Raw genomic sequence first — 13,345 nt, 5'->3', positions numbered from 1 at the left:
GCCTGCGAAACCTGATCTGAACGTAATTTTCGTCTAACTTATTAGATGTGAAGACACAGTAAGAAAGTGAGGAAAAACCAAACGACGAAGCTTTAACCGTCGGCTCCCGTTGTATTTACCTTTTATCACTCTGAGGTGAATCAGATAAAAAAGAATCAATACCATAAATTTTGAGCCGCTAAAAAGCGGCTCAATTGAAAGGTATGGGCAATCAGAATCTGTTTCCCTTAAAAAGGGAATTCTATTGATAATTCACTATCACCTGATTACTCATCACCTGTAACGGTGGATTCACTCGCCCCTGCCCTTGAATCATATAGACAAAAGTCAATGGACTTGTTGCAGACTCCCCCGCCAGACCACGGCTGATACCGCTACCGCCGTTCAAATCAATACAGCGAGAGGGAGAACAAAGCTTCATTTGCAAACCGTTGGGAGCGGCGGAAAGCAACTGTATCCGCCAGCTAACCGACACAATGCGATGATCCGCAGTGACATAAGGCGTGGTCGGGCGCAATACCGGCGATGACGTCGGCACGCCGCGTAAAGTCTGTGTCACACCAATATCATCGGCAACCCAACTGCCGGAAGCACTATATGCGCCCCACGACACCGACACTAACGCGGCTAAAATCAAAGCATGAAACTTCATTAGGCGGCTCCAATGGTGGATGTCATGCGAATTTGACGATTGTCGCCAATCTCCAGATTGGACAGCACCACCATTTGCGGCAGACTGCGACGCAGGAAGCGAGCCAGCAACGCACGCAACGCATGGTTAACTAGCAATACCGGCGGTGCGCCCAACATTTCCTGACGCTGCAACGCCTGTTTCGACTGCTCCAGCAAACGATCCGCCAGCCCCGGCTCCAAACCACCGCCGCCCTGCAAGGCTTGCAACAACAAACGCTCCAACGCCGCATCCAGGCCGATAACTTGTATTTCTCCGGTACCAGGGAACCACTGCTGTGCGATCGAGCGTCCCAGCGCCACACGCACTACCGCCGTCAGCTCGTACGGATCGGTTTGGTTCGGCGCATGTTCCGCCAGCGTTTCAATAATGGTTCGCATATCGCGAATCGACACTCGCTCGGACAGCAAATTCTGCAACACTTTGTGGAAAATGGTCAGAGACACCACACCCGGAATGAAATCTTCCGTCAGCTTAGGCATTTCTTGCGACACACGTTCCAGTAACTGCTGCGTTTCCTGACGACCGAATAACTCACTAGCATATTGACTGATCAAATGGTTTAAGTGAGTCGCCACCACGGTGCTGGCCTCAACCACGGTAAAGCCCTGAATCTGTGCCTGTTCACGCAAAGCACTCTCAATCCAGACCGCAGCCAGCCCAAAGGCCGGATCCTGTGTCGCTTCACCGGGTAATGTTCCCACGGCATTGCCGGGGTTAATAGCCAGCCAGCGTCCCGGATGGGCTTCGCCGCTGCCGATTTCCACCCCTTTCATCAGGATACGGTAGCTGGCAGGCGGTAATTCGAGATTATCCCGAATATGTACCACCGGCGGCAAATAGCCCATTTCCTGCGCAAATTTCTTACGAATACTGCGGATACGCCCCAATAATTCGCCGTTTTGCTGGAAATCCACCATAGGGATCAGGCGATAGCCCACTTCCATGCCCAGCGGATCCTCCAGTTGCACGTCTGACCAAGTCGCTTCGGCAGCTTGCTGTTGATCCTGCACCACCGGCTGTTCTGCCACTGCAGGCTGACTGGTCTGTTTGCCTTTTAAACGCCAGGCCAAAGCCAGTAAAGCCGCGGTGAACAACAGGAACACAAAATTCGGCATTCCCGGCACCATGCCCAGTAACCCCAGCACGCTGGCGCTCAGCACCATCACTCGCGGGTTATTGAACAGTTGGGTGACCATTTGCTGGCCCACGTCCTGATCGGTACTGACACGGGTTACGATAACACCGGCGGCAGTAGAGATAACCAAGGCCGGAATCTGCGCAACCAGACCGTCACCGATGGTTAGCAAGGTATAGGTTTCAGCCGCGTGGCCCACGGCCATATCATGCTGCATCACCCCAACCAATAAACCGCCGACTACGTTAATCACCATGATAAGCAAACCGGCTACGGCATCACCACGAACGAACTTACTGGCACCGTCCATTGAGCCGTAGAAATCGGCTTCCTGCGTGACTTCAGAACGTCGTTTTTTTGCTTCTTCTTCGCCAATCAAACCGGCGTTAAGATCGGCATCGATAGCCATCTGCTTACCGGGCATTCCGTCCAGTACAAAACGTGCGCCCACTTCGGCAATACGCCCCGCACCCTTGGTGATAACCATAAAGTTAATCACCACCAGAATAATAAATACGACGATACCGATGGCGAAGTTACCGCCCACCAGGAAGTGGCCGAAAGCTTCTACCACCCGCCCCGCCGCAGCTGCACCGGTATGACCGTCCATCAGGATGATTCGGGTCGAGGCAACGTTAAGAGATAAGCGTAATAAGGTAGAAAACAGCAGGATAGTTGGGAAAGCGGCAAACTCCAGCGTGCGCTGAGTAAACATCGCAACCAGCAATACCATGATGGACAGCGCAATATTGAAGGTAAACAGCAGGTCCAGAATGAACGGCGGCAATGGTAAAACCATCATCGACAAAATCATCAAAATCAGGATTGGACCGGCAAGTACCTGCCACTGCGTGTCTTTAAAATTGCCCGGTAAACGAAGCAGGGCGGCCAAGTTAGCCATTAGTCTCACTCTCTCCAGCAAAATCCAGTGCATCCGGCACCGGCAGATTTTCAGGTTTTTTAGGAATCAGCCCACCTTCCAGCTTCCAGCGTTTAAGCTGATAAACCCAGGCAAGAACCTCTGCTACCGCGGCGTACAGGGTGGCAGGGATATGCTGACCGATCTCACTATGACGATACAGAGCACGAGCCAGCGGCGGCGCCTCTAACATCGGGATGCGATGTTCAGCACCTAACTCACGAATTCGTAATGCTATTTCTCCTGCGCCTTTGGCTAACACTCTCGGCGCACTCATCTTGTTCTCGTTATACTGCAAAGCCACCGCGTAGTGCGTCGGGTTGGTCACAATCACATCCGCCTGCGGTACATCGGCCATCATGCGACGACGCGCCATCGCGCGCTGCTGTTGGCGAATACGTCCTTTAACGTGTGGATCCCCTTCCTGATCCTTGAATTCGTCGCGTATTTCCTGCTTGGTCATGCGGAGCTTTTTGATATGACTCATAATTTGATAAAACACATCAAAACTCACCATAGGCGTTAAGCCCAACACCACGATAAAACCGCAGAACAAAATCAAACGTAGGGCATCACCTAGTGCGGCAAGGGGCGGAGCCGCTATCAGCCGCAGCATATCAGGCCAGTAGTGCCACAAAAACATGCCGGTGACCCAGCCGACTAACGAGGCTTTAAGAATCGCTTTCAGCAGCTCGGCCAACACTTGCGAAGAGAACATACGCTTCAAGCCAGAAAGCGGATTCATGCGTTTTAAATCGAACTTAAAGGATTCGGCGCTAAATGAGATACCGCCCAGCAACATAGGAACCGACAGCGCGACCAATACCAATCCAATAAATACCGGTAACAGCGCCGTCACGGTTTGCATCAGCAACATGCCAATCTGTCGTAGCATATGCTTTTCATCACCAATCACGCTGTGGTCAAACTGTAATCCCTGCGCGATCATCGCCGCCAGTTGCCGCCCGATAGACTCGCCAAAAACCCATAGGATCGACAAACCGGCCCCGAGCATCAGCATCGAGGTCAGTTCGCGTGAGCGCGGAATCTGGCCTTTTTCGCGAGCCTTCTCCAGCTTATGGGCTGTGGGTTCCTCGCTCTTTTCCAGATCGCTATCTTCAGCCACAGTCAGTGTCCCTGTTCAGCTTGGGCGTTCCTGTTAAGAATAAAAAATTAAAGGAAAAACAATTGCCGGTAGCATGACAAAAATTTTCCAGGGTGATGGACGGAACAAAGCAGCAATTAGGCGGTTATTTCTCTGATAAGACGGCGGGCCTCCCCTTGCTCAATGCATATTTTTTAAGCCGCAGGGAGATATAGGCGGTTGAAAACTCAACGCCGCATTCGGTTTTATTACTCTCTCTTTATTAAAAACAACGCTTAGCCGAACTAATGATAATTAATATCCCGGCATAAACTCCTGATAGTAATTAGCTAACCGTTTATGTAAAAGACAGGTTCTAGATGATATAAACAAACAGAAGTGGGCAATTATTAACCATATCAGAGCCATTAACCAAGAATAACTAACATTCACTATTAGTGTAATAAACCGATAACCAATTCAATCAAAAAGGATTTGAAATGAAAAGATTTGACGTTACTTATGACATTAAAGATAACCATAGGAAAATGTTACCTCTGGTTAAATCCAGCGATTTACTTGTTGTAAGAATGAAAGCTGGGAAAGAATTTTCCGACACAATGGATAAAATCATTAAAGATGAACCTTTACATTACAATTTATTGTTTAATATCAGCAATGTAAACGTCACCGTGGTTCAGATTGAAGGGGAAGGGAATGTTATCAATGAATTGAGAGAAAAGCTTTCCACCGATCGGGATGTCAGATTTGCCGGTTTCGGCTTTAGGAATGAACAAACTGCCGAGCCCATCATTTATACAGAAAATATCTTTATCAAATTCAAGGATGATATTAAAAAAAACCAATGTGAAGATATTATCAATAAATACAATCTTATTATAAAAAATGAAATTTCATTCCTTAAAAACGCCTATTTTATTTCAGCAATAGAAGATACTGGCGATGATATATTTACTATCACCGAGAACATACTGAATTGTGAAGAAGTGGAAAATTGTCATCCTGAATTAATTCACCATAAAATGCCTAAAGCGATTCACCCCAATCAATGGCATTTAAAGAAAACCACCGTCAGGACAGAAACGGATGTCGACGCCAGCGCTAACGTTGAAGCCGCCCACGAAATAACTCGCGGCGCGGGTATCACCATTGCCATTATTGATGATGGCTTTGATATCCAGCACCCTGAATTTATGCGGCCGGGGAAAGTCGTCCATCCCCATAACTATGAAATTGGTTACGAGAATGAAAATCCTTTGCCGGATAAAAGTGACCGACATGGAACCGCCTGCGCCGGCGTGGCCTGCGCCGATGGTTTGTATGGCGCATCCGGCGTAGCACCGGCGGCAAATCTGATGCCTATTCGTCTGGCCGATGGATTAGGCTCCATGGGGGAAGCTCTCTCTTTTGTTTGGGCTGCGGATAAAGGCGCGGATATCATTTCTTGCAGTTGGGGTCCCGCTGACGGTATTTGGTTTGATCCTGACGATGAATATCATGATAGAGAAATCGAATTACCCGCGCTCACGCGTCTAGCCATTGACTATGCGGTAGAAAAAGGGCGTAACGGGAAAGGATGCGTGGTTTTCTTTGCCGCAGGCAACGGTAATGAATCGGTCGATAATGACGGTTACGCCAGCAATGACAAAGTCATAGCCGTTGGTGCCTGTAATGACCGCAGTACCCGCTGCGCCTACAGCGACTATGGCAAAGCGCTGTGGTGTACCTTCCCCAGCGGGGATTTCGCCTATCCTGAGCAATTCCACCCCGCCCCACTCACCTCCGGCATCTGGACCACCGATGTACGTAATCAGGAAGGGTATAATACTGGTATGACGCTAACCGGGGATATCTTTGGTAATTACACCAATAAGTTCGGCGGCACCTCCAGTTCCTGCCCTGGTGCCGCTGGTGTGGCCGCCCTGATTCTGTCCGTCAATCCATCGCTCACCTACCTTGAGGTCAGAGATATCATCCGTGATTCCTGCGATAAAATAGATCAAGAAAACGGCAAGTACGGTGAAAATGGCCACAGTAAATGGTACGGCTACGGACGAGTCAATGCGGAAAATGCAGTGTTGTTAGCCAAATGCTGGCAGGAAGAAGTGAGGGACGTACTATAAATCTGTGACAACGAGTGAAGCGCTATTTTTCAGTTGGATAACCAGTAAAAATGATTGCCAGGCAGTAAATTGCAGATGAGGAGAATTTCCTCATCTGCATTTAAACGTTCACCGTCAGCTTAGAAACCTAGGCTATCCAGCAAATCATCAACCTGATCCTGGTTTGCAATTACCCCTGCACCGTTTTTATCCAGCTGAGGGCCATTAAGTAAACTATTGACTGGTTGAGGTTTTGCCGTTTGTTCCGGAATATTTTCCATCAGCACCATTAATAACTGTTTCTCAATTTCCTGCACCACATCCATCATGCGCTTGATCACCTGACCGGTAAGATCTTGGAAATCCTGCGCCATCATAATCTCCAACAGCTGTGCGTTGGTGAAAGAGGTGTGTTCCGGTACCAAATCCAGATATTCGCGAGTATCAGTGACCAGTGAACGTGCATCAGACAATTCGATCGGATTAGCAAACCATTCATCCCAGCGAACTTTAAGCGCTTTAGCCGATGACTCCAGCTCGTTTTGGCGTGGTTGAGCCGCCTCAACACAGTTCAGCGCACGTTCCGCCGCCTGTGCCGTCATGTGAACCACATAGTCGAGACGATCGCGTGCATCTGGAATCGCTTCCGCCGCCTGAGCTATCGCCTGATCAAGCCCCAGCTCACGCAGGCTGTCACGCAGCATACGTGTCAGATTACCAATCCGGCTGATTATATCACTGGCTGATGCCGCATCAGTTGCGGGCATTGGATGGTTATTCATCTCGACTCCTTACATGCCCAATTTTTCAAAGATCTTATTGAGTTTTTCTTCCAAGGTCGCTGCAGTAAAAGGCTTCACTACATAACCGCTGGCACCCGCTTGCGCAGCCGCGATAATATTTTCTTTTTTGGCTTCTGCCGTCACCATAAGTACCGGTAAAGCTGCGAGCGCGCCATCCGCACGAATGGTTTGCAACAATTGCAGGCCGTCCATGTTTGGCATGTTCCAGTCAGAAACCACAAAATCAAAACCGCCTGCGCGTAATTTGTTCAATGCGTCAACGCCGTCTTCAGCTTCGTCCACATTGTTAAAGCCCAGCTCTTTTAGCAGGTTTCTGACAATACGACGCATGGTCGAAAAATCGTCTACCACTAAGAATCTGAGATTTTTGTCCGCCATACTTACTCCTAAGGTTTGTTGCTCACCGCTGAGCTATTGAAAACAAAAGCCGATTTACACCGGAATATTAAAATCTGAAGCCGATCCCTAGATACGTAAGGCTTGACCACTGCTTATCTGCGCCAACATACGCTGGCTTACCTGGTTCAGATCCAGTACTTCATTGACGCCACCCATGCCGATGGCTTCACGTGGCATACCAAACACCACGCAACTGGCTTCGTTCTGGGCAATGGTATAGGCGCCAGCCCGATGCATTTCCAACAAACCGGCGGCACCGTCATTACCCATACCGGTTAAAATCACGCCGACGGCGTTACGCCCCGCGCACTGGGCAACAGAACGGAACAGTACGTCAACCGACGGGCGATGGCGATTCACCGCCGGGCCATCGTGAATACGTACCTGATAGTTTGCGCCGCTGCGGGTCAGTTCCAAATGGCGATCCCCCGGTGCAATGTAGGCATGTCCCGGTAACACACGTTCGCCGTCTTCCGCTTCCTTTACCGTAATTTGACAAAGTTTGTTCAACCGTTCGGCAAAAGAACGGGTAAATCCCGGTGGCATATGCTGAGTAATCAGCAACGCCGGACTGGTCGGCGGCAACGGCTGCAATACGGTACGAATCGCTTCGGTTCCTCCGGTGGAGGCGCCAATGGCAATCAGTTTTTCACTACTCAGCAACGGAGCGTGACTCAGCATGACCGGCGCATTATCCGTAATTCGTCGTGGCAACCGGGCTTTCGCCGCGGTGCGGATTTTTTCTGCAATCAGTTCGCTATAAGCCAGCATCCCTTCGCGGATACCCAGTTGAGGTTTAGTGACAAAATCAATCGCCCCAAGCTCCAACGCTCGCATAGTAATTTCGGAATTCTTACCGGTTAATGACGACACCATCACTACCGGCATAGGTCGCAGTCGCATCAATTTTTCAAGAAAATCCAGGCCATCCATGCGTGGCATTTCAACGTCAAGTGTCAGTACTTGCGGATTAAATTTCTTGATCAAATCACGGGCAACCAGCGGATCTGGCGCCGTAGCGACCATTTCCATATCCGGGTGACTATTAATAATCTCGGTCATTAACTGGCGCATTAATGCTGAATCATCAACGCACAATACTCTGATTTTACTCATCACCTCTCCTTGGTCAGTCCATAAACGGTCTGCCCGCGCAAATAGAATTCCCGACTAATTTGACTGAAATTCTCCGAGTGGCCAGCAAACATCAGGCCGCCGGGTTTTAGCAAAGGAACAAAGCGGCGCAAGATGCGTTCCTGCGTCTCTTTATCAAAATAAATCATAACGTTACGACAGAATATCGCATCGAACTGTCCCGGCAGCGCCCATTCCGGCGCTAACAGATTAAGCTGCTGAAAAGTCAGCATATTGGACAGTTCCGGTCGAACCCGAACTAAGCCTTGATGAGGGCCTGTTCCGCGTAAGAAATAGCGCTGCATCTGTTGAGCAGAAAGCGAGCGCAATTCATCCTGTCGATAAACGCCACTGGTGGCCTTTTCCAATACCTGAGTATCAATATCACTGGCCAGAACCTGACAGCTACCGGCGCGATGCCCTAAGGTATCGCTCAATGTCATCGCGATAGAATAAGGTTCTTCTCCCGTCGAAGCCGCGGTACTCCAGACCGTATAATTCCCTGGTCGCTGGCGAGCATGTTCAGCCAGAATCGGAAAATGATGGGCTTCGCGGAAAAAGGCCGTCAGGTTAGTGGTTAAAGCATTAACAAACGCTTGCCATTCTGCGCTATTCGGATCGGTTTCCAGCAACGCCAGGTATTGACCAAAATCATTAATATTCAGCAGACGCAGGCGTCTCACTAGGCGGTTATAAACCATTTCCCGCTTGTGATCGGCCAGTACGATACCTGCCCGCTGATAAATCAGCTGGCAGATACGTCGGAAATGCACATCCGACAGCGGCAACCGTTGTACCATCTGGTTTAATATCGACCCAGAATCTGGGGGTGTTGACTTAGGAGATGGTTTCATCCGGCCTCACCCTTAAAAAAATGACACGCTACGCCGTTTGACAATCTGAGATTTCCTTAACAACAGGTTGCTTATCTGCACCTGTAGCCTCCTGCCAATCCCCATCGTAGCCATCTTGCGCCAAACGGAAGACTGACACCGCATGGGAGAGATAACCTGCTTGCTCTTCCAATGCGTTGGCTGCAGAAGCTGCCTCTTCCACTAATGCGGCGTTTTGCTGTGTTACCTGATCCATCTGGGTGACCGCCAGCGAAACCTGCTCGATACCGCGGCTTTGCTCATCCGAGGCCGAGGCAATTTCCCCCATAATGTCAGTAACTCTTGTTACAGAACGGACGATTTCTTCCATGGTGGTGCCTGAGTTTTCTACCAAAGTAGAGCCCTGACGCACGCGACCAACGGATTCGTCGATAAGTCCTTTAATTTCTTTTGCGGCCTGCGCACTGCGCTGAGCCAGATTCCGCACTTCACCGGCGACAACGGCAAACCCGCGACCTTGTTCACCGGCACGAGCCGCTTCTACCGCCGCGTTTAGCGCCAGAATATTGGTCTGGAAAGCAATGCCGTCGATTACGCTGGTAATTGCGCCGATTTTATGAGAACTCGCAGCGATTTCGTGCATAGTGCTGACCACATCGCTGGCCAGAGCGCCACCTTTAGCGGCGGTTGCCGAAGCATCCTTGGCTAATAGCGTTGCCTGACGGGCGTTATCCGCATTCTGTTTTACCGTTGCGGTTAATTGCTCCATGCTTGCCGCGGTTTCTTCCAGAGAAGCCGCCTGCTGTTCCGTTCGGGCAGAAAGATCGTTATTACCTGCGGAAATCTCCTGAATACCGGTCAACATGGATTCGGTGCCGTCTCGCACTTTGCTCACCGTGCTAATCAGCGACTGCTGCATAATGCGCAAACTGCCGAATAATTGACTGATTTCATTACGCCCGGTAACTAAAATATTGCCCGCTAAATCCCCTTGGGCAATACGGTCAAAATGCTCACGCATAATCGCCAGCGGCGTCACAAACATGGTCCGCAGCCAGATCAGGCAAGATATCGCCATAGAAATCACCAGCACCACTGCGCCAGCGAAAATCCATTTGGAAAGTAAATAAGCCTGCCCATTTTCATGGCCAGATTCGGCAATAATTTCAGAGGTATGCTGTAGGTATTGCACAAAATCAGCTTCAAACAGATCCTGAGTTTTCTGGGTCGGTTGATCCATAAACTCTTGTAACTTGCCGGCTTCGAGGAACACGATCAATTCCCGCAGCGCAGCGCGTAAATTCTGATAGCTGGCTTGTGTCGCGTCGGTTAATTCACCGGCGCTGGTGTCAACACGGGGTACAGCTAGGAATTGGTTAAAGTAGAGATCTGCTTTCTGTAACGAACTGCGGGCATTGCCCATTAATTCGTTGACCTTTTCCTGTGGTACGTTGAGAGCCGCACGGGTAGCCGCGCGGTTTAAGGTATTACGAGCCTGAAGCAAGGATACCCAACTCAGGCTTAATGCATCCCGTTGCTGGCTACTCAGATCCACTCGGTTGAGATTTTGGTAGTCTGCACGAAAAGCAGTAAACGACAGACCACTTGATATCAACTGTATAGAGCAAATCATCATCAGTAACAGGAAAAAGCTGGTAGAAATCCGGATTCGGCCAAACATCGTAACCTCTTCTCAGCCGGCTCTAAGGCCGGCTTTTAATATTATATTTTGTAGGGTCTAGAAAGTTTCCCAATTCTCTTGCAGGTCACTTCCCAGTGTTTTTTTAGCAGTACCGGTCTGTTCCACTACCGGCTGCTTGGTTCTTCTCACATCTTTATTACTATTACCGTTATCCACCCGCAGGATGAAAACAGACATCGATTGGGTCAGCAGACTAGCCTGCTCTTCCAACGCCGCAGCGGCGGAAGCAGATTCTTCAACCAACGAGGCGTTTTGTTGCGTTACGCGGTCCATTTCTGTCACCGCCTGACCGACCTGATCAATACCGCGACTTTGTTCATCAGAGGCGGAAGCGATTTCGCCCATGATGTCAGTGACGCGGGTCACCGCATTCACGATGTCACCCATGGTTTCCCCGGCGCTTTCTACCAGCACGGAGCCCATGTCTACCCGGTTAACCGAGTCTTCGATCAGACCTTTAATTTCTTTTGCCGCCTGCGCACTACGCTGTGCCAGGTTACGAACTTCACCCGCGACCACCGCAAAGCCACGACCTTGTTCACCGGCACGCGCGGCTTCTACCGCTGCGTTTAACGCCAGGATGTTGGTCTGGAAGGCAATACCGTCAATAACGCTGGTAATATCGGCGATCTTCTGTGAACTACCGGCGATGTCATGCATGGTTTGCACCACGTTAGCCACCACTTTGCCGCCTTTTTGCGCGGTTTCAGAAGCACTCAGCGCCAATTGGCTTGCCTGACGAGCGTTTTCGGCATTCTGTTTCACCGTTGCGGTCAGCTGTTCCATGCTGGCGGCGGTTTCTTCTAGAGAAGCGGCCTGCTGTTCAGTACGAGCAGACAAATCGTTGTTACCCGCAGCGATTTCTGACGCGCCGCTATAAATAGCATCGGCACCCATACGCACGCCGCTCACGGTGTTGATCAGCTCTGACTGCATGTTCTTCAGACTGGCTGCCAACACACCCATTTCGTTACGACCCAGCACTTCGATCGGCTGAGTCAGATCACCGCCAGCGATGTGTTTGATGTGTTCAATCAAACGATTCAACGGATTGATCAAAATGTGTTGGATACCGAACCAAACGATCAGCATCACTGCCACTACTGCGATCAGAATCGCAATCAGAATACTCATAGCAACGGTGAATGACTTATTACTGTCTTCTACCGCTGAGGCATACAGGTTGTCGTTTAGCGTACGGTAAGCGGTGTAATCTTTTTCAAAGGCGTCTTGGAAACTGGTGGTCGGCTGATCGAAGAACTCTTTGATTTTGCCGGCTTCCATTAACTGGATCAGTTCGGCCAACGCACCCACGTATGCATCATAAGTCTGTCTCATGCGTTGGGTACTTTCAGCGCTCTGTCGGCTATCCACTGGAATCTGTTCGAAATCAGCGTAACTTTTTTGCGCTTTAACCAGCGTGTCTTTCGCCAAGGTCAACAGCTCAGGCAACGGCGTACCGCTACCGGTACCGTTCGCATCCGCCATATAGCGAATCCCTGCGCGGTTCAGGGTATTTCGGGTTTGAACCAGATTGACCCAGCTATCGCTCAGTGAAGATTGTTGCTGACGAATAACCTGCAAAACGGCAAAGTTTTCTTTATCGTTTTTGAGGGAATTAAAGAAAAGCCCGCCAGAAATAAGCTGTAAGGCACCAAATAACACCAACACCAGCAATAAACTGGTGACCACTTTCATACGCTTGAACATGTTATCCCTTCATAAGTACGTCAAATCAAAAGTACGTCAATTACATGTGTTATCGGCAGCGGCAGGGGGAACTTTACCTGAGGGCACAACTATTTTGCGGCACCAGAGGGGAGCTTTTGAGCGGCAAACACGGTATTCACCTGTAAGAAAAGCGGGGTTTCCCCCGCTGGTATCTATTTAATTAACCTTTCGCAACGCTGTCGATTAACGACATTTCTTCGCTACTCAAGAGTTTTTCGATATCCACCAAAATCAGCATTCTTTCCCCGAGCGAGCCAAGACCCGTCAGGTATTCAGTTGCAAGCGTCACGGCAAACTCAGGTGCCGGGCGGATTTGCTCGTTGGTTAATGACAGCACGTCGGACACGCCGTCAACCACGATACCCACCACGCGCTGATCGAAATTCAAAACGATCACCACGGTATTTTCGTTGTAAGACACATTGTTCTGCGCGAACTTCACGCGCAGATCGATAATCGGCACAATGACGCCGCGCAGGTTGGTGACGCCTTTAATAAACGCCGGCGTGTTTGCAATGCGCGTGACCTGATCGTAACCGCGAATTTCCTGCACTTTCAGAATATCAATGCCGTACTCTTCATCACCCAGCGTAAAAATCAGGAATTCTTGTCCTACCGTTTCGCCAGCCAATTTAGTGACGGTTGCTAGTCCTGCCATGTTTCTACCCTTCAATCAATAGGTTGAATGTATAATCTATTCCACGAAGCCGTTCAGCCCGGCCAGCGCGGTTAAACTCAACTAACCGCACGGCGTGAATAGGTTGTTATGCTTATATTCAGGAATGCCA

General features: G+C 49.8%; 11 protein-coding genes. 1 reads left to right on the top strand and 10 read right to left on the bottom strand.

What is annotated here, in order from left to right; genetic code table 11:
• Positions 1-241: 241 nt before the first annotated feature.
• From AD970_RS06420 to flhB, 3 genes are read right to left on the bottom strand one after another with little or no spacing between them, the layout of a single operon-like run.
• Positions 242-652, bottom strand: coding sequence for a flagellar protein FlhE (locus AD970_RS06420; RefSeq protein WP_049597498.1), 411 nt, complete (start codon positions 650-652; stop codon positions 242-244).
• Positions 652-2,730 (bottom strand): flagellar biosynthesis protein FlhA, encoded by a 2,079-nt coding sequence (gene flhA, locus AD970_RS06415; protein WP_049597497.1) that lies wholly within the window; start codon positions 2,728-2,730, stop codon positions 652-654. The genes AD970_RS06420 and flhA overlap by 1 nt, the downstream gene beginning before the upstream one ends.
• Positions 2,723-3,874 carry a flagellar biosynthesis protein FlhB gene (flhB, locus tag AD970_RS06410; RefSeq protein WP_049597496.1) on the bottom strand — a complete coding sequence of 384 codons (1,152 nt, stop codon included), beginning with the start codon at positions 3,872-3,874 and terminating at the stop codon, positions 2,723-2,725. Before flhB ends, flhA begins: the two co-directional genes overlap by 8 nt.
• A gap of 458 nt (positions 3,875-4,332) precedes the next feature.
• Between flhB and AD970_RS06405 the strand changes: the two genes are divergently transcribed.
• Positions 4,333-5,976, top strand: coding sequence for a S8 family peptidase (locus AD970_RS06405; protein ID WP_049597495.1), 1,644 nt, complete (start codon positions 4,333-4,335; stop codon positions 5,974-5,976).
• A gap of 119 nt (positions 5,977-6,095) precedes the next feature.
• On the opposite strand, the gene cheZ is transcribed toward AD970_RS06405, so the two are convergent.
• The 7 genes from cheZ to cheW form a co-directional block, all read right to left on the bottom strand.
• Positions 6,096-6,737, bottom strand: coding sequence for a protein phosphatase CheZ (cheZ, locus tag AD970_RS06400; RefSeq protein WP_049597494.1), 642 nt, complete (start codon positions 6,735-6,737; stop codon positions 6,096-6,098).
• A 9-nt stretch (positions 6,738-6,746) separates the two neighbouring features.
• Complete coding sequence (gene cheY / locus AD970_RS06395; protein WP_049597493.1) at positions 6,747-7,136, bottom strand: chemotaxis response regulator CheY; 390 nt, start codon at positions 7,134-7,136, stop codon at positions 6,747-6,749.
• 87 nt (positions 7,137-7,223) lie between these two features.
• On the bottom strand, positions 7,224-8,273 hold the full coding sequence (locus AD970_RS06390) for a protein-glutamate methylesterase/protein-glutamine glutaminase (RefSeq protein ID WP_049597492.1): 1,050 nt from the start codon (positions 8,271-8,273) through the stop codon (positions 7,224-7,226).
• Positions 8,273-9,145, bottom strand: coding sequence for a protein-glutamate O-methyltransferase CheR (gene cheR, locus AD970_RS06385; RefSeq protein ID WP_049597491.1), 873 nt, complete (start codon positions 9,143-9,145; stop codon positions 8,273-8,275). The genes AD970_RS06390 and cheR overlap by 1 nt, the downstream gene beginning before the upstream one ends.
• Before the next feature lie 28 nt (positions 9,146-9,173).
• A complete protein-coding gene (locus AD970_RS06380) occupies positions 9,174-10,805 on the bottom strand; it encodes a methyl-accepting chemotaxis protein (RefSeq protein WP_049597490.1) in 1,632 nt (543 codons plus the stop codon).
• A 57-nt stretch (positions 10,806-10,862) separates the two neighbouring features.
• Positions 10,863-12,536 carry a methyl-accepting chemotaxis protein gene (locus AD970_RS06375; protein WP_049597489.1) on the bottom strand — a complete coding sequence of 558 codons (1,674 nt, stop codon included), beginning with the start codon at positions 12,534-12,536 and terminating at the stop codon, positions 10,863-10,865.
• A 181-nt stretch (positions 12,537-12,717) separates the two neighbouring features.
• On the bottom strand, positions 12,718-13,215 hold the full coding sequence (gene cheW, locus AD970_RS06370; protein WP_049597488.1) for a chemotaxis protein CheW: 498 nt from the start codon (positions 13,213-13,215) through the stop codon (positions 12,718-12,720).
• Positions 13,216-13,345 lie beyond the last annotated feature (130 nt).

The sequence above is a fragment of the Yersinia nurmii genome (genome assembly GCF_001112925.1).
GTDB classification, from domain to species: domain Bacteria; phylum Pseudomonadota; class Gammaproteobacteria; order Enterobacterales; family Enterobacteriaceae; genus Yersinia; species Yersinia nurmii.
Note: the sequence above shows the minus strand (reverse complement) of the source record. Positions and strands in the feature narration are given on the sequence as shown.